This is a genomic window from Pseudomonas sp. CFBP 5748 (assembly GCF_053850495.1).
In genome coordinates this window covers 401,398-416,819 of record NZ_JBSPTN010000001.1, presented here as the reverse complement: position 1 = coordinate 416,819, position 15,422 = coordinate 401,398, and the positions used below count along the sequence as shown (strand labels likewise).

Here is a 15,422-nt window from a genome sequence, read left to right as displayed (position 1 = left end):
TCAGCGCACCGGCGCAGGGTGTCGCACCAGTACATGGCAAAGCCTGAGCAAAAGTTGTACCAGTCACTTTCACTGAACCTTCCGACAAGGCTCATACTCGAACGCTTCAGACGTCACTTACGGAGATTCACCCCATGGCCAGAACCCAGGCAAAGACTGCTCAAGAAATCCTGATGGAAGATTTTCGGACGCTAGTCAGCGACACCGAACGGTTGCTGGATCACACCGCGACGCTGGCAGGTGACCAGGCGGATGAATTGCGCAGCCAGATTCACGAAACGCTATTGCGCGCCCGTGAAACCCTCAAGTTGACCGAAGACTCGGTACGCGAACGGGGCCAGGCCGCAGTAACCGCCACCGAAGAATACGTACAGGCCAACCCTTGGCAATCCGTCGGCATTGCAGCAGGCGTGGGCTTTTTGATTGGTCTGCTGGCAACACGGCGCTGATCATGGGTATCGAACAACCGGGCTCGTCCGAAGCGGGCACACAACCTACGGCGCGCCGCCTGGGCGCGGCATTCCTTGGCCTGCTGCACAGCCATGTCGAACTGTTCGGCATCGAATTGCAGGAACAAAAGGCCCGTACCGTCAGCCTGCTGCTGTTCGCCGGGCTTGCGCTGGTGTTCGGTCTGCTGCTGCTGGTCGGGCTTTCGGCACTGGTGCTGATCCTGGTATGGGACACCTATCGGCTGGCGGGAATCATCGGCCTGTGTCTGTTTTATCTACTGGCGGCGCTGTTCTGCGGTCTTCGGCTCAAGGCAGCGATCTTTGACGAATCGTCCCCCTTCCATGCCACCCTCGAAGAATTGGCCAATGATCGGGAGCGCCTGCTGCCATGAGCTTGCCTGATATTCCTCAAGCCCGGACCCGCCAGGAAATGCGCAAGGCGCTGGTGCGCCTGCGTATGGAAATGCACCGCCAGGAAATCCGCCAGGAAACGCGTCAGTTGTTGCAACCCCTGCAACGGGTTCGCGGCTTGACGCAAAGCTGGCATGAAGGATTCGGCATCAAACATGCGCCGCTTTGGGGCGTAGCCGCAGTGACCTTGCTCGGCTTCATCACCGGCAAACGCAGTCGCAGCGGAGGCGCCGGCGGCGTGACAAGCCTGATCCGCTTGGCAACGACGCTGCTGCCGTTGATCAAATTGGCCAAGAGCGTGGGCAAGCCCTGAGGCACCACACATCGTGGCGAGGGAGCTTGCTCGCGCTTGAAGTGCGAAGCACTCACAAGAATGGGCCTGCTGCGCAGTCCGGCGCGAGCAGGCTCCCTCACCACAGGGTTTTGTGCTTGACCATCCTCCTCTGTGCACGACCCCATAGCCCTTGCAGGGCGCCCCGGGAACCGGGAAGCTAGGGCATCGTCCTCATCAAACGGAGTAACCGGCCTTGGATTGGCATACCCTGCTGACTCGCGAACGCCTCGGAAAAACGTTGCACAGCCCGGAAGAACTGGGCCGTAGCCCTTTTCACAAAGACCACGACCGCATCATCTTTTCCGGAGCCTTCCGTCGCCTCGGGCGCAAGACGCAGGTGCATCCGGTCTCCAGCAACGACCACATCCACACGCGCCTGACCCATTCGCTGGAAGTCAGTTGCGTCGGACGCTCCCTGGGCATGCGCGTGGGGGAAACCATCCGCAGCGCCCTGCCCGACTGGTGCGAACCCAGTGACCTGGGCATGGTGGTGCAATCGGCCTGCCTGGCCCACGACATTGGTAACCCGCCGTTCGGCCATTCCGGCGAAGACGCTATTCGCTACTGGTTCCAGCAAGCCGCAGGCCGCGGTTGGCTTGACGCCATGAGCGAAGCCGAGCGCAACGATTTCCTCAATTTCGAAGGTAACGCCCAAGGGTTCCGGGTCCTGACACAACTTGAATACCATCAGTTCGACGGCGGCACCCGGCTGACCTATGCCACCCTCGGTACCTACCTGAAATACCCTTGGACCGCCCGTCACGCCGACTCCCTGGGCTACAAGAAACACAAGTTCGGCTGCTACCAGAGCGAACTGCCATTGCTGGAGCAGATCGCCCACAAACTCGGCCTGCCACAGATCGAGGACCAACGCTGGGCGCGGCATCCGCTGGTGTACCTGATGGAAGCCGCCGATGACATCTGCTACGCGCTGATCGACCTGGAAGACGGCGTGGAAATGGATCTTCTGGAATACCCACAGGTGGAGTCGCTGCTCCTGGACCTGGTGGGCGACGATCTTCCAGACACCTACCGTCAACTGGGGCCACTGGATTCGCGGCGGCGCAAACTGGCGATCCTGCGGGGCAAGGCCATCGAGCACCTGACCAACGCCGCCGCGAGGGCATTCGTCGAGCAGCAGGAGGCGTTGCTGGCCGGCACGCTGCCGGGCGACCTGGTGGAGCACATGCATGGTCCGGCCAAGCGCTGCGTGCTGAATGCCAAGGACATGGCCCGCAAGAAAATATTCCAGGACAAGCGCAAGACCCTGCACGAGATCGGTGCCTACACCACGCTGGAAATCCTGCTCAACGGCTTTTGTGGAGCCGCTCTGGAGCAGCACGGCGGCCGCACGCCTTCGTTCAAGAATCGTCGCATCCTTGATCTGCTGGGCAACAACGCCCCCGATCCCAATGGCCCGCTGCACAGCGCTTTTCTGCGCATGATCGATTTCATCGCCGGGATGACCGACAGTTACGCCAGCGAAATGGCCCAGGAGATGACAGGCCGCACCCGGCAGTGAGCTGCGTGGGCGGCGCGACAGGGTTCTGTGTCTGACACAAAACCTGTGGGAGCGGGCTTGCTCGCGAAAGCGGTTGTTCAGCCTGCGACAATGCTGAATGAGCCTGCGCCTTCGCGAGCAAGCCCGCTCCCACAATGGGCTCGTCGCGCAAGTTCACATGAGATGTACTCCAGCCCTGATAAACAAAACCCTTCACAACTTGTTTGAACAAACAACTTATTCAAAGAAACATCCTTTCACAAACTGCCGACAAATCCCCCTTCCTATTTCATCCGCCTACTAAAAACCCAATTACAACGTAGTACCTTGCCTCTTTTTTTGTAGGAAACATCTGAAACTGAAGAAGCATGCCGTTCTCCTCGTACGGCCCCAGCTTTAACTGGGCTAAGGTGCGCGCTTTATTTAAGCTCGTAGGGATACTTTATTCATGAATTCCGTTTTCATTGTCGACGATCATCCGGTCATCCGCCTCGCCGTTCGCATGCTCCTGGAGCATGAGGGCTATAAGGTCGTAGGGGAAACTGACAACGGCGTCGACGCGATGCAAATGGTGCGCGAATGCATGCCCGACCTGGTCATCCTGGACATCAGCATTCCCAAACTTGACGGGCTGGAAATCCTTTCGCGCTTCAATGCCATGACCACGCCCCTCAAAACGTTGGTGCTAACGGCACAATCACCAACGCTCTTCGGTATCCGATGCATGCAGTCCGGTGCCTCCGGTTACGTATGTAAACAAGAAGACCTCAGCGAACTTGTCAGCGCGATCAAAGCCGTATTGTCCGGCTACAACTATTTCCCCAGCCAGGCGCTGAATCCGGTACGTCCGGATGACCCGCGCAGTATAGAGCTGGATCTTTTCAAGAGCGTCAATGATCGGGAACTGATGGTATTGCAACTTTTTGCCCAGGGCCGCACCAACAAAGAAATAGCCAAAGGCATGTTTCTAAGTAATAAAACCGTCAGCACCTACAAAAAACGGCTCATGCAGAAACTCAAAGTCAAATCTTTGGTAGAGCTGATTGAAATGGCGAAGCGCAACGCGCTGGTATGAGACAGGACAGGATGCTCAAATGCATAAAGGGATGGCTCTTGCTGTTGAGCGCAGGGTTATATGCAGGGGCGCTCGCCGCGGCCTCGGGCATGCCCGAGACCTACACGCTTCTGGGACGCTCGACCCCGGCCCATAGCGAGGTCAGGCTCGATGACACCCACCGTGCCTGGCTAGAGGACCGACAGGAATTGGTTCTGGGAACCTCCGCGCCGGACTATCCGCCCTTCGATCTCTCCACCAGCGGGCGCGACTACGAAGGCATGAGCGCCGACTACGCCGGCATCATCGCCAAAGCCAGCGGCCTGCCCATGAAGGTCCTGCGCTTCGCTTCCCGTGAGGCGGCCATCACTGCGCTCCAGAATGGGCAAATCGACATGCTGGGGACCGCCAACGGTTTCGAAGCTCGCACCCCCGGTATCATCCTGTCGATGCCGTACGCCGTAGACCAACCCGTTCTGGTGACTCGGGCGAATGAAAGCCGATCCTTGACTGAAGACCTCAAGGGCCTGCGGCTAAGCATGGTCTATCACTACCTGCCGCCAGCGGAAATCGAAAAGCTGTACCCCGAAGCGCTCATCACCACCTATCCCTCCTACCAGAACGCCATAAACGCCGTCGCCTTCGGCCAGGCCGATGTATTTCTCGGCGATACGATTTCCACCCATTACATGATCAACAAGGGTTATCTGAACAATATCCGCATGGCCAGCTTCGGCAAACATGAGTCCTACGGCTTCGGCTTCGCGGTGCGGCGTAATGATCCCCGGCTGCTGGAAGTCATCAATGCCACGCTGAACCAGATTTCCATCGCCGAGCAAGCGGCCATTTTCAAGCGCTGGAGCGCAGGCAGTGACCTGTTTCTCATGGAGCACAAGATACAACTGACCGACCGGGAAGAACGGTGGCTGGCCAGGCATCCGGTGGTTCGGGTGGCGGTGAACGAAACGTCGGCCCCCTTCACTTTTTTTGATTCGGACGGCGACTTCCACGGGATCAGCGCAGACCTGCTGGAGTTGATCCGGCTGCATACCGGCCTGCGCCTGGACATCCAGCGGTATCAGAACGACAACGAAATGATTGCCGCGGTCCTGAAGGGTGAAGCCGACCTGATCGCGGCACTTCTGCCGAGTAGCGAACGACAACAACAGTTGAAATTCAGCCGTCCCTATGTCGACAGCTCGTTCGTCCTACTGACCCGCAAGCAATCCGATACACCTGCGACACTCGACCAGTTCGGAGCCCGAAGCCTGGCGATCAACAAGGGCAACCCCATCATCGAATGGCTGCGCAACCAGTATCCGAGTATCCAGATCATCGAAACCACCGACCCCTTGCATGCCATTGAAACCCTCGCCCAGGGCCAGGTCGATGGCAGCGTGCATTCCCTGGTCATGGCCAACTACTTCATCTCGTCTCACTTGCAGCGAGACACCTTGCAAATCAGCAGCACGGTAGGCACCCAGCAGGCCATGTTCTCGCTGGCCACCGGGAAAAATGCCCCAGAGTTGAATTCCATTCTCGACAAGGCCTTGATCAGCATCGACCCCGACGACCTGGGGGTCATCAACAACCGCTGGCGCGGTTACGTCTCGGCATCGGAACACACCTGGCGCACCTATAACCGCCTGTTCTTCCAGATCGTTGCAGGCGTCGGCCTGTTGCTGCTGCTGTCGCTGGCATGGAATGCCTACATGCAGCGCCAGATCAGGCAGCGGCAACGGGCCGAACTGGCCCTCAACGACCAGCTCGAGTTCATGCACGCGCTGCTCAACGGCACCCCTCACCCCATTTACGTGAGGGATCGCAACGGCTTCCTGCAAAGCTGCAACGACAGCTACCTGCAAACGTTCGGGGCCAAACGCGAAGACGTCATCGGCAAAAACGTCATGCCCGGGTCCGTGAGCAATGCATTCGAAGCGCAGGAGTACCAGGCGGACTATCAGCGTGTCATGGCCGAAGGCACGGCCCTGATCGTGGACCGACCGCTGCACATCGGTGATAAACAGCTGACGATCTATCACTGGATCCTCCCTTACCGTAACAGCGCTGCTGAAGTGCAAGGCATCATCGGCGGCTGGATCGACATCAGTGAGCGACGACAGCTTTTCGACGAACTGCGTGCGTCCAAGAAACAGGCCGATGACGCGAACCGGGCCAAAAGCACGTTCCTGGCGACCATGAGCCATGAAATCCGCACCCCCATGAACGCGGTGATCGGCATGCTTGAACTGGCCTTGAAACATGCCGACAAGGGCCATTTGGACCGCTCGGCCATCGAAGTCGCCTACGAGTCGGCCTCCGGTATGCTCGAACTGATAGGCGACATCCTGGACATCGCACGGATCGAATCAGGCCATCTGAGCCTGGCACCCGAGCGCGTCAACCTCAGGGCCATGCTGCAATCGGTCATACGGGTCTTCGAAGGTTTGGCCCGGCAGAAAAACCTGGTGTTGTCATTGCAGTTCGACCCTGCCGAAGGCGACCCACACGTACTGCTGGACCCATTGCGATTCAAGCAGGTGCTCTCGAACCTGATCAGCAATGCCCTCAAATTTACCGAACAGGGACAGGTACAGGTCAAGGTCCACCTGTCTCGAACGGTCCAGGACAACGTCGTGCACATGCAGCTGGAAGTCAGTGACAGCGGCATCGGCATCAGTCCGACGGACCTGCAACGTTTGTTCGAACCCTTTGCCCAGGTCGACAATACCGGTCGGATGGCCCGAAAAGGTGCAGGGCTGGGCCTGGTAATCAGTCGCAACCTCTGCCAGATGATGGGCGGTAGCCTGCACATGAGTAGCCAGCCGGGCGTCGGCACGCAGGTCCTGGTTGACCTGCAACTGACCGTCCTGCCAACGACAACGGCAGACGTGCCCACTGATCCAGTGATCGAAACGGCTGCGAGCGCTTTGAACGTTCTGGTCGTGGACGATCATCCAGCCAATCGCTTGTTGATGTCACAGCAACTGGAATATCTCGGTCATCACTATCAGGTCGCCCACGATGGCGCACAGGGGCTCGAAGCCTGGCACGGGGGGCATTTCGACCTGGTCATTGCCGATTGCAACATGCCCGTCATGAGCGGCTACGAACTGGCCAGATCGATTCGGCGGCGAGAGTCCGAACAACAGCGACAGCCCTGCACCATCCTGGGGTTTACCGCCAATGCACAACCGGAGGAAAAACAACGCTGTCTGGACGCCGGTATGGACGACTGCCTGTTCAAACCGATCAGCCTGAACGCGCTGAGCCAATGGATGAAGGCGCTCAAACCCACCAACCGGCCCCGTGTTTTCAGTGTGCTGAACCTACAGGCATTGACCGGTGGCGACCCTTGCTCCACCCAGCGTCTGTTGGCCGAGTTGCTCAGCAGCAACCGCTCGGACCGCCAGGAACTGCTCGATGTTGCCCGCAGCGGCAACCGGCAGGCACTGATCGAAGCGGCGCACAAAATAAAAGGCGTCGCTCGGATTGTGCAGGCGACCTCGTTGATTCAACGGTGCGAGGCTCTGGAACAGGCATGCCATCAAGCACGGGCGCCAGGGCGAATGATCGAATGCGCCAAGGCCCTCGATCACGCCATGGCGGAATTGGAGCGCGCCCTGGAAACAGAGATCGCCAAGGCAAAATAATCCGGTGTTTACTATGCTGTTCGCTCAGCAGTGCGTACCAGGGGGCGTTCTCAATCAGTTGCCCCAGCGCACCGGAAAACTGATTGAGAACGCCCCTAACACTTGGAGTGACTGCAATGCCCAGCGCACCGCGTCCGGAAAAACGTCGGTTCCCCCTGCACGTCCACATCAGCATGATGTTCACGCTACTTCTGCTGCTGACCGGCGTGGTGCTGGGCATTTTCAATTACCAACAAACCACGCAAATTATCCTGTCCAGCAGCGAAAAACTGTTCAACCGCATTGAACAGGATGTGCGCCTGGATTTGTACGACACCTACGAACCGATCCGTCATCTGTTGGGCCTGCTGGCCGACTACCCGGCGACACGCGCGCCCCAAATGACTCAACGCCTGGCCTTGATCGTGCCCTTCAGCCAGGCGCTGCGGGACAACCCGAACCTGGCGTCGCTGTACCTGGGCGACAGCAACGGCGACTTCCTGATGGTCCGGCCACTGCGCACCGCGGCCCTGAAAACCACCCTGAAGGCACCGGCCAACGCGGCTTACCAGATCTGGACCATAGAGCGGGCGAACAACGGAGGCCAGGTTCGCTCCCAGTCATTGTTTTACGACGAGGCCCTGGTGCTCATCGCTCGCCAGGACATCGCCGACGAAACCTACGATCCGCGCAGTCGCGGCTGGTTTCGCAGCGCTCTGGACAACACAGGCCAGATCACCACCGAACCCTATGCATTTTTTTCCACCCGCCATATCGGCACCACGCTGGCCCGGCGCAGCGGCGAACAAGCAGTCATCGGTGCCGACCTGACCCTGGCCGCCCTGTCCCAGACCCTGGCCAAGCACAAAGTGACCGCTGGCACCGAGATCGTCTTGCTCGATCCCCAAGGCAATGCCGTGGGCTATCCCGACAGCGACCGGCTGATTGCCGATACCGAGCCGGTACGCCTGACCAAGGCCCGCGACCTCAGCCCGGCCATCGCCGCCGCGCTCGACAACAACATTGACACCCCCCGCCTGACGGCGGCCGGACGCCAGTGGATCGTCTCTCGCAGCCACATGCAGGAAGGCGGGCCGCAGGGCCTGGAGCTGGCATTACTGGTCCCTGAAGACGAGTTGCTGGCCGACGCCTATCGCATGCGCTGGCAAGGCGCGCTTGTCACCCTCACCACCTTGCTGCTGTGCCTGCCCCTGGGTTGGCTGACCTCCAGAATCCTGGTCAAGCCCCTGCGTGAACTGGTGCAGGAGGCCGATGCGATTCGCAGCTTTGATTTCAACTACCCGGTGTCGCGTCGCTCGCCAGTGCTGGAGGTCGATCAGTTGAGCGTCTCGATGGCGCGCATGAAAGACACCTTGGCTAGCTTCTTTGAAATTACCGCCAGCTTGCGCGCCGAAACCCGCTTCGCCCCGTTACTGGAGCGAGTGCTGTTCGAGACCGTGAAAATCGGCCAGGCCCAGGCCGGCCTGATCTACCTGCGGGAAAACGACGAGGATCGGGTCAAGCCCTACGGGTTGGTGATCGACGGAACCCCTCGTGACCTTGGGGCTTTCGAGCTGCAAGGGTACACGCTCAACGCAGCCGGCAGCCCGCCATGGCTCCAGCAATTGACCGCCGCGGAAAACCTCGTGACCTCACTGGGCTTCGAGCAAGCTGGCGACCTGCGCAGCGTCCTGCTGGCCCTGAACTCTCCGCGGGTTCACCTGATCGGTATCCACCTGCGCAACCGTCATCAGGAAACCGTCGGCCTATTGGTGCTGCTGATCAGCGACAGTGGCACCGAAGCCGACCTGGAAAAACTGCAACCGGACCGCATCGCCTTCCTGCAGGCCGTGTCCGGCACCGCCACCGTGAGCATCGAAGGCCAGCGCCTGCAAGCCAGGCAAAAACAATTGCTGGACTCATTCATCCAACTGCTGGCGGGTGCGATCGATGCCAAGAGCCCCTACACCGGCGGCCATTGCCAACGGGTGCCGGCCCTGACACTGATGCTCGCCCAGGCCGCCGCCGCCAGCCAGGCACCGGCGTTCCAGGCCTACCGGCCGACGGAAGATGAATGGGAAGCGCTGCACATCGCCGCCTGGCTGCACGATTGTGGCAAGGTCACCACGCCGGAGTACGTGGTGGACAAAGCCACCAAACTGGAAACCCTGAACGACCGGATCCACGAAATCCGCACCCGCTTCGAGGTGCTCAAGCGCGACGCCTGGGTCGATTACTGGCAAGCCGTGGCGACGGGTGGCGAGCCGTCAGCCCTGGCGCAGCGGCGCGACGCGACATTGGCCAGCCTCGATAGCGATTTCGCCTTTGTCGCCCACTGCAATCTGGGCTCCGAAGCCATGGCCGACGCCGACCTGCAACGCCTGCAACACATCGCCCAGCACCCGTGGACCCGGACCCTCGATGATCGCCTGGGGGTGTCCTGGGAAGAGAACCGGCGCCAGGCGCGCACACCCAAGCCAACCCTGCCGGTCACCGAGCCGCTGTTGGCGGACAAGCCCGAGCACCTGGTGGAGCGCAACGACGCCGAACTGATCCCGGCGGATAACCCATGGGGCTTCCAGCTCGACGTGCCGCCGTGGAAGTACAATCGCGGCGAGCTCTACAACCTGAGCATTACGCGGGGCACGCTGACCCGTGAAGAGCGCTACGTCATCAATCATCACATGGTGCAAACCATCCTGATGCTCAGTCAGTTGCCCTTCCCCAGTCATCTGGACAACGTGGCGGAGATTGCCGGCGGTCATCACGAGAAGATGGACGGCAGCGGGTACCCCAAGCGACTCAAACGCGAGGAGATGAGCCTGCCGGCACGCATGATGGCCATTGCAGATATTTTCGAAGCGCTGACGGCGGCCGACCGTCCCTACAAGAAAGCCAAGAAACTCAGCGAAGCCTTGGGCATCATGGCCACCATGTGCCGTGACGCCCACATCGATCCCGAACTGTTCGAATTGTTCATCGAAGAGCAGATCTACCTCGACTACGCCAACCAGTTTCTCGACCCGCACCAGATCGACGACGTCGACCCGCAAAGCCTGCTGGTCAAGGCGGGGCTGAAGGCATGAAAGCTATCCCTGTAGGCGCTGCCGAGCGAAGCGAGGCTGCGATCTTTCCCCTGACGCTTGAATCTCAAGCGAAAGATCAAAGGATCGCAGGCTGCACCAGCTCCTGCACAAAGCCGGTCAACAATCAGTCAAGCGCAGGAAAATCGTGGCCAATGCTTCAATACCGACCTGATCATGTTCGGTAAAACGCGCCAGTTTCGGACTGTCCAGGTCGAGCACGCCAATCAGGCGCCCGTCCTTGACCAGCGGTACCACCAACTCGCTGTTCGACGCGCTGTCGCAGGCGATGTGGCCGGCGAAGGCATGGACGTCTTCGACGCGCTGGGTCTGGCCGGTTGCCGCAGCCGTGCCGCACACACCGCGTCCGAAGGGAATCCGCACGCAGGCGATCTGGCCCTGGAAGGGTCCCAGCACCAGTTCTTCGTTTCGATTGAGGTAAAAACCGGCCCAGTTCAGGTCGTCCAGCTGACTGAACAGGAAGGCCGAGAACTGCGCGGCGTTGGCGATGAAATCACGCTCATCCGCCAGCAAGGACTCAAGCTGTGCCGATAACAAGCGGTAGCCGTCGAGGCCTTCGCCGGTGTTTTTCAAATCGATCATGCCTTGTGCTCCAGCAGTTTCAGGCCCACCCAATAACGGGCAAACTGATAAGCGCAACGTCCGTTGCGGTTGCCACGACCGGTGGCCCAGCGCACCGCCAGCACGTCCAGCGCTTCGTCGCGCTGCCAGGCCAGCCCGGCCTTGGCCGCCAGCTCGCCGATCCAGTGCTCTACCACGTTGAGGAAATGCTCCTGGGTAAACGGATAAAACGACAACCACAACCCGAACCGGTCGGACAACGCGATCTTGTCCTCCACCGCTTCGCTGGGGTGAAGTTCACCGTCCACACGTTTCCAGTTCTCGTTGTCGCTTTCCTTTTCCGGCACCAGGTGTCGGCGGTTGGACGTGGCATACAACAGCACGTTGTCCGGCGCCTGCTCGAGGGAACCGTCCAACACGCTTTTAAGCACGCGGTAATCGCCTTCGCCAGACTCGAACGACAAGTCGTCGCAGAACAACACGAAGCGCTGCGGCAGTTTTGCCACCTGCTCGACCACCCGGGGCAGATCGGCCAGGTGATCGCGCTCGATCTCGATCAACCGCAGGCCATCCTGGGCATGCTCGGCCAGCAAGGCGCGCACCAGGGACGACTTGCCAGTGCCACGCGAGCCCCAAAGCAAGGCATGGTTGGCGGGCATGCCATCGATGAACTGCCGGGTATTGCGACCCAACTGTTCAACTTGGCGGTCGACGCCGATCAGGTCCGACAGGCGCATGTCGAGGCTGACCTGAAGCGGCAGCAGGTAGCCGCTGCGCCCGTCACGTTGCCAGCGGGCGGCCAGGGTCTGGGTCCAATCAATGTTGGGCCGGGGAGCAGGCAACAGCGGCTCGATCCGGGCCAGCACCGCATCGGCACGCTCAAGAAAAGCATTCAATCGCGAGTCCACGTCTTCTCCTCGGGCAGGTTCACAGTAATGATGGCGCAACGGCAACGAAACGCCGTATTCAATGGCGGGTCTACCCCACACGACACAAACCGGTTACTCCGGTATTCAGAGATGATCAGCTATGCTTGACCGGCGAAGGGAAACGTAAGTGGTTCATCACTCAATGGACATCAGATTCACCCAACGGCTGTCCTATAAACAGGCCAGACTGACCGTCCTGGTGGGTTTCGTGCTGGGCACGTTGCTCAGCCTGATGCAGATCGGCATCGATTATGCCAGCGAAGACGCTTCGATCAACCGTGAAATCCTCTCGTTGCTGGAAATCAGCCACAACCCGGCCTCGCGCATCGCCTACAACATTGACGCCGAACTCGCCCAGGAGCTGTCCATGGGCCTGCTGCGCTCACCGGCGATCATCGGTGCCGAGCTGATCGACAACAACAATACCGTACTGGCCAGCGTCAAACGGCCCGAACTGCAAAGCAGTTACCGGTTCATCAGCGATTCGTTGTTCGGCGCCCAGCGTCAGTTCGAGGACCGCCTCTACCTGGACCACCTGCCCGCCGAATCCCTCGGTGTGCTGCGACTGGAGGTCGACACCTACGCGTTCGGCAGCCGCTTCCTGCGGCGCGCCGAGGTCACGTTGCTCAACGGCTTTGCCCGCAGCCTGATCCTGACCGGTATTCTGCTGGCGCTGTTCTACGTGATGCTGACCAAACCGCTGGTACGGGTCATCCGCGAGTTGAGCAGTCGCGACCCGAGCAGCAGTGAACAGAACCGCCTGGAGTGCCCTTCCGGCCACCAGTCCGATGAAATCGGTGTACTGGTGTCGGTCGCCAACCAGCAGTTCGAAAATATCACCACCGAAATCCAGCAGCGGCGCACGGCCGAAAATCGTCTCACCGAATACCTGGCGCAACTGGAAAACATCGTCTCGGCACGCACCGCCGAACTCAAGGCAATCAACGCCCGCCTCAGCCAATCCAACGAAGAACTGGAGGTGGCCCGACGCACGGCCCTGGACATGGCCGAAGCCCGCTCTGCGTTCCTGGCCAACATGAGCCATGAGATCCGCACGCCACTCAACGGTTTGCTGGGGATGATCGCACTGTCCCTGGATGGCCCCCTGACCGCTGAACAACAGCAGCAGCTATCGATTGCCCATGACTCGGGCAAGGTCTTGGTCGAACTGCTCAACGACATTCTCGACCTGTCGAAATTCGACGCCGGTCAACTGGAACTCGAACGCATCCCGTTCGACCTCGGCTCGCTGGTGGAGGACACCGCCAACCTGCTTTCCCAGAACGCCGCGCCCAGTGTCGAGCTGGCCTGCCTGATCGACCCGCGGTTCCCGGCGCAGGTACTGGGCGATCCGACCCGGGTGCGCCAGATCGTCAGCAACCTGTTGTCCAACGCCCTGAAGTTCACGCGCTTCGGCCGGGTCGATGTGAAATTGAGCCACTACGAAGGCGGCGTGCGCATTGAGGTCTGTGATACGGGCATTGGTATTCCCCAGGAGGATCAAGCGAAAATCTTGCAGCCGTTCACCCAGGCCGGCGCCGGTATTACCCGCCAGTTTGGTGGCACCGGGCTGGGTCTGGCACTGACCTACAACCTCTGCGAAGCCATGCAGGGTCGGTTGACGATCAGTTCCGAAGCCGGTTTTGGCAGTCAATTCTGCGCAGACCTGCCCCTGCCCTGCCATACCCCTGCGCCCCCCATTGAATCCCTGCACGGCAACGTCGTCGCCATTACCGCCGGTAGCAGCGGCCTGGCCGAGTTACTGGGCATGTTGCTGCCAGGCTGGGGGCTGGATTACTCACGACGCTCCGTGGATGACAGCCTGCTGGGGCTCAAGCCTGATGTCCTGATCACTGATTGCCCGGAATGCCTGTTCCAACTGCGGCCAACCTTCGACGCCCCGATCCTGCTGGTAACCGCTTACGGCAGTTTCATGCCCGGCGAAGAAGCCGCCGCCCTCGTCCCCCTGATACAACAGGCTCGGCCGCTGGCGCGCCATGCGCTGTATCAGATTTTGCGGCGCGCCCTGCAAAGCGAGGCGACCACCATCAATGACGCACAGATCGAAGCCCTGGCACCGTCCAAGCGCGGTCGGGTGTTGCTGGTGGAGGACAATCCAGTCAACCAACTGGTGGCCAAGGGCATGCTGTTAAAACTGGGCTGCGAAGTCACGGTCGCGGCCCACGGCGTCGAGGCCCTGGATCAGCTCGAACAGCGGGTTTTCGACCTGGTGTTGATGGACTGCAACATGCCAGTGATGGACGGCTACGAAGCCAGCCGGCAGATTCGTCGCAGCGGGCGTTGGTCGGATCTGCCGATAGTCGCGCTGACGGCCAACGCCATGCCCGAGGAACGCGAGCGCTGCCGGGTTGCCGGCATGAGTGATTACTTGTCCAAGCCATTCCGCCGAGAAGAACTGGCGGCGCTGCTGGACCAGTGGATACCCACTACGTCAGCGCTTTGATCTGTCCCAGCAGATGATCGAGACCGTCTCGCAAACTCCCCAGACGGTCCAGATCAATCCCGCTGTCGCACAACAGGCGCGCCTTGAGCGGGCCAACCTGCTCACGCAAGGCCCGACCTGCCTGGGACAGACTCAAATGCACCTCCCGCTCGTCGTGGGCCGAACGCTGACGCTGGACGAGGTCCAGTTGTTCCAGGCGCTTGAGCAGCGGCGTCAACGTGCCGGAATCCAGCGACAACCGCTCCCCCAGGGCCTTGACCGTAGGTTGCTGCGGGGCGCTTTCCTGCCACTCCCACAGCACCAGCATTGCCAGGTATTGCGGATAGGTCAGGCCAAGCTGATCCAACATCGGCTTGTAGCCACGGATCACCGCCCGGGATGCAGCGTACAGCTTGAAGCACAACTGGTTGTCGAGCTTCAGCGAATCGACTGACATATCATTCATTTGAGCAGCGCTTCGATCTCACCGGTCAGCTCCTGGGGTTTGGTGGTCGGGGCAAAACGCTTGACCACCTGACCGTCCTTGCCGATCAGGAACTTGGTGAAATTCCACTTGATCCCCTTGGACCCCAGTACGCCGGGCGCACGCTGCTTGAGCTGGACAAACAGGGGATGGGCGTTGGCCCCGTTGACCTCGATTTTCTTGAACAGCGGGAAACTCACGCCGAAGTTCAATTCGCAGAACTCGGAAATCGCCCCTTCGTTGCCCGGCTCCTGCTTGCCGAACTGGTTGCAGGGAAAGCCCAGCACCACCAGGCCCTGGTCCTTGTAGGTCTGCCACAGCGCCTCAAGCCCCTTGTATTGCGGAGTAAAGCCGCACTGGCTGGCGGTGTTGACGACCAGCACAGCCTTGCCGGCGAAATCGGCGAGGGTCTTTTGCTCACCTTTGATGGTGGTGCAGGGGATGCTCAGCAGGTTGTCGCTCATGGCAAGGCTCCAGATGGAAAGAAGAGGACGCTGAAGATAGCGAACGATTCAATTGT

Annotated in this window: 12 protein-coding genes; 8 read left to right on the top strand and 4 right to left on the bottom strand. The window is 60.1% G+C overall.

The window, feature by feature from the left end:
* Positions 1–134: 134 nt before the first annotated feature.
* The 7 genes from ACWNZ1_RS01970 (at position 135) to ACWNZ1_RS01940 (ending at position 10,467) form a co-directional block, all read left to right on the top strand.
* Positions 135–449 (top strand): DUF883 family protein, encoded by a 315-nt coding sequence (locus ACWNZ1_RS01970; protein WP_135844438.1) that lies wholly within the window; start codon positions 135–137, stop codon positions 447–449.
* 2 nt (positions 450–451) lie between these two features.
* On the top strand, positions 452–841 hold the full coding sequence (locus ACWNZ1_RS01965) for a phage holin family protein (RefSeq protein ID WP_135844437.1): 390 nt from the start codon (positions 452–454) through the stop codon (positions 839–841).
* On the top strand, positions 838–1,173 hold the full coding sequence (locus ACWNZ1_RS01960) for a hypothetical protein (RefSeq protein WP_135844436.1): 336 nt from the start codon (positions 838–840) through the stop codon (positions 1,171–1,173). Before ACWNZ1_RS01965 ends, ACWNZ1_RS01960 begins: the two co-directional genes overlap by 4 nt.
* Positions 1,174–1,387: 214 nt before the next feature.
* Positions 1,388–2,716, top strand: a complete 1,329-nt coding sequence (locus tag ACWNZ1_RS01955; protein WP_135844435.1) for a deoxyguanosinetriphosphate triphosphohydrolase — start codon at positions 1,388–1,390, stop codon at positions 2,714–2,716.
* A gap of 427 nt (positions 2,717–3,143) precedes the next feature.
* Entirely contained in the window at positions 3,144–3,770 is a 627-nt protein-coding gene (locus ACWNZ1_RS01950; RefSeq protein WP_014337291.1) for a response regulator transcription factor, read from the top strand.
* Positions 3,771–3,781: 11 nt separating this feature from the next.
* Positions 3,782–7,402, top strand: coding sequence for a transporter substrate-binding domain-containing protein (locus ACWNZ1_RS01945; protein WP_256452400.1), 3,621 nt, complete (start codon positions 3,782–3,784; stop codon positions 7,400–7,402).
* Between the two features lie 116 nt (positions 7,403–7,518).
* Positions 7,519–10,467, top strand: coding sequence for an HD domain-containing phosphohydrolase (locus tag ACWNZ1_RS01940; protein ID WP_256452399.1), 2,949 nt, complete (start codon positions 7,519–7,521; stop codon positions 10,465–10,467).
* 117 nt (positions 10,468–10,584) lie between these two features.
* Here ACWNZ1_RS01940 and ACWNZ1_RS01935 read toward each other — a convergent pair whose 3' ends face one another.
* Both ACWNZ1_RS01935 and ACWNZ1_RS01930 read right to left on the bottom strand, forming a co-directional pair.
* Positions 10,585–11,067, bottom strand: coding sequence for a GAF domain-containing protein (locus ACWNZ1_RS01935; RefSeq protein WP_135844432.1), 483 nt, complete (start codon positions 11,065–11,067; stop codon positions 10,585–10,587).
* Entirely contained in the window at positions 11,064–11,954 is an 891-nt protein-coding gene (locus ACWNZ1_RS01930) for an ATP-binding protein (RefSeq protein ID WP_135844431.1), read from the bottom strand. Before ACWNZ1_RS01930 ends, ACWNZ1_RS01935 begins: the two co-directional genes overlap by 4 nt.
* A 163-nt stretch (positions 11,955–12,117) precedes the next feature.
* On the opposite strand from ACWNZ1_RS01930, the gene ACWNZ1_RS01925 reads away from it, so the two are divergent.
* Positions 12,118–14,439: a hybrid sensor histidine kinase/response regulator gene (locus ACWNZ1_RS01925; RefSeq protein WP_135844430.1), complete on the top strand. Its 2,322-nt coding sequence runs from the start codon at positions 12,118–12,120 to the stop codon at positions 14,437–14,439.
* On the opposite strand, the gene ACWNZ1_RS01920 is transcribed toward ACWNZ1_RS01925, so the two are convergent.
* Together ACWNZ1_RS01920 and ACWNZ1_RS01915 are read right to left on the bottom strand one after the other, a co-directional pair.
* A complete protein-coding gene (locus ACWNZ1_RS01920) occupies positions 14,423–14,884 on the bottom strand; it encodes a MarR family winged helix-turn-helix transcriptional regulator (RefSeq protein WP_135844429.1) in 462 nt (153 codons plus the stop codon). The two genes, ACWNZ1_RS01925 and ACWNZ1_RS01920, sit on opposite strands and share 17 nt — an antisense overlap.
* Positions 14,881–15,366 (bottom strand): glutathione peroxidase, encoded by a 486-nt coding sequence (locus ACWNZ1_RS01915; protein ID WP_135844428.1) that lies wholly within the window; start codon positions 15,364–15,366, stop codon positions 14,881–14,883. Before ACWNZ1_RS01915 ends, ACWNZ1_RS01920 begins: the two co-directional genes overlap by 4 nt.
* Positions 15,367–15,422 lie beyond the last annotated feature (56 nt).

What these genes read in the sequence shown, in the direction of transcription:
- ACWNZ1_RS01970 (WP_135844438.1), top strand. Translation starts at nt 135, where the DNA reads ATGGCCAGAACCCAGGCAAAGACTGCTCAAGAAATCCTGATGGAAGAT.
- ACWNZ1_RS01965 (WP_135844437.1), top strand. Translation starts at nt 452, where the DNA reads ATGGGTATCGAACAACCGGGCTCGTCCGAAGCGGGCACACAACCTACG.
- ACWNZ1_RS01960 (WP_135844436.1), top strand. Translation starts at nt 838, where the DNA reads ATGAGCTTGCCTGATATTCCTCAAGCCCGGACCCGCCAGGAAATGCGC.
- ACWNZ1_RS01950 (WP_014337291.1), top strand. Translation starts at nt 3,144, where the DNA reads ATGAATTCCGTTTTCATTGTCGACGATCATCCGGTCATCCGCCTCGCC.
- ACWNZ1_RS01945 (WP_256452400.1), top strand. Translation starts at nt 3,782, where the DNA reads ATGCTCAAATGCATAAAGGGATGGCTCTTGCTGTTGAGCGCAGGGTTA.
- ACWNZ1_RS01940 (WP_256452399.1), top strand. Translation starts at nt 7,519, where the DNA reads ATGCCCAGCGCACCGCGTCCGGAAAAACGTCGGTTCCCCCTGCACGTC.
- ACWNZ1_RS01935 (WP_135844432.1), bottom strand. Translation starts at nt 11,067, where the DNA reads ATGATCGATTTGAAAAACACCGGCGAAGGCCTCGACGGCTACCGCTTG.
- ACWNZ1_RS01925 (WP_135844430.1), top strand. Translation starts at nt 12,118, where the DNA reads ATGGACATCAGATTCACCCAACGGCTGTCCTATAAACAGGCCAGACTG.
- ACWNZ1_RS01920 (WP_135844429.1), bottom strand. Translation starts at nt 14,884, where the DNA reads ATGAATGATATGTCAGTCGATTCGCTGAAGCTCGACAACCAGTTGTGC.
- ACWNZ1_RS01915 (WP_135844428.1), bottom strand. Translation starts at nt 15,366, where the DNA reads ATGAGCGACAACCTGCTGAGCATCCCCTGCACCACCATCAAAGGTGAG.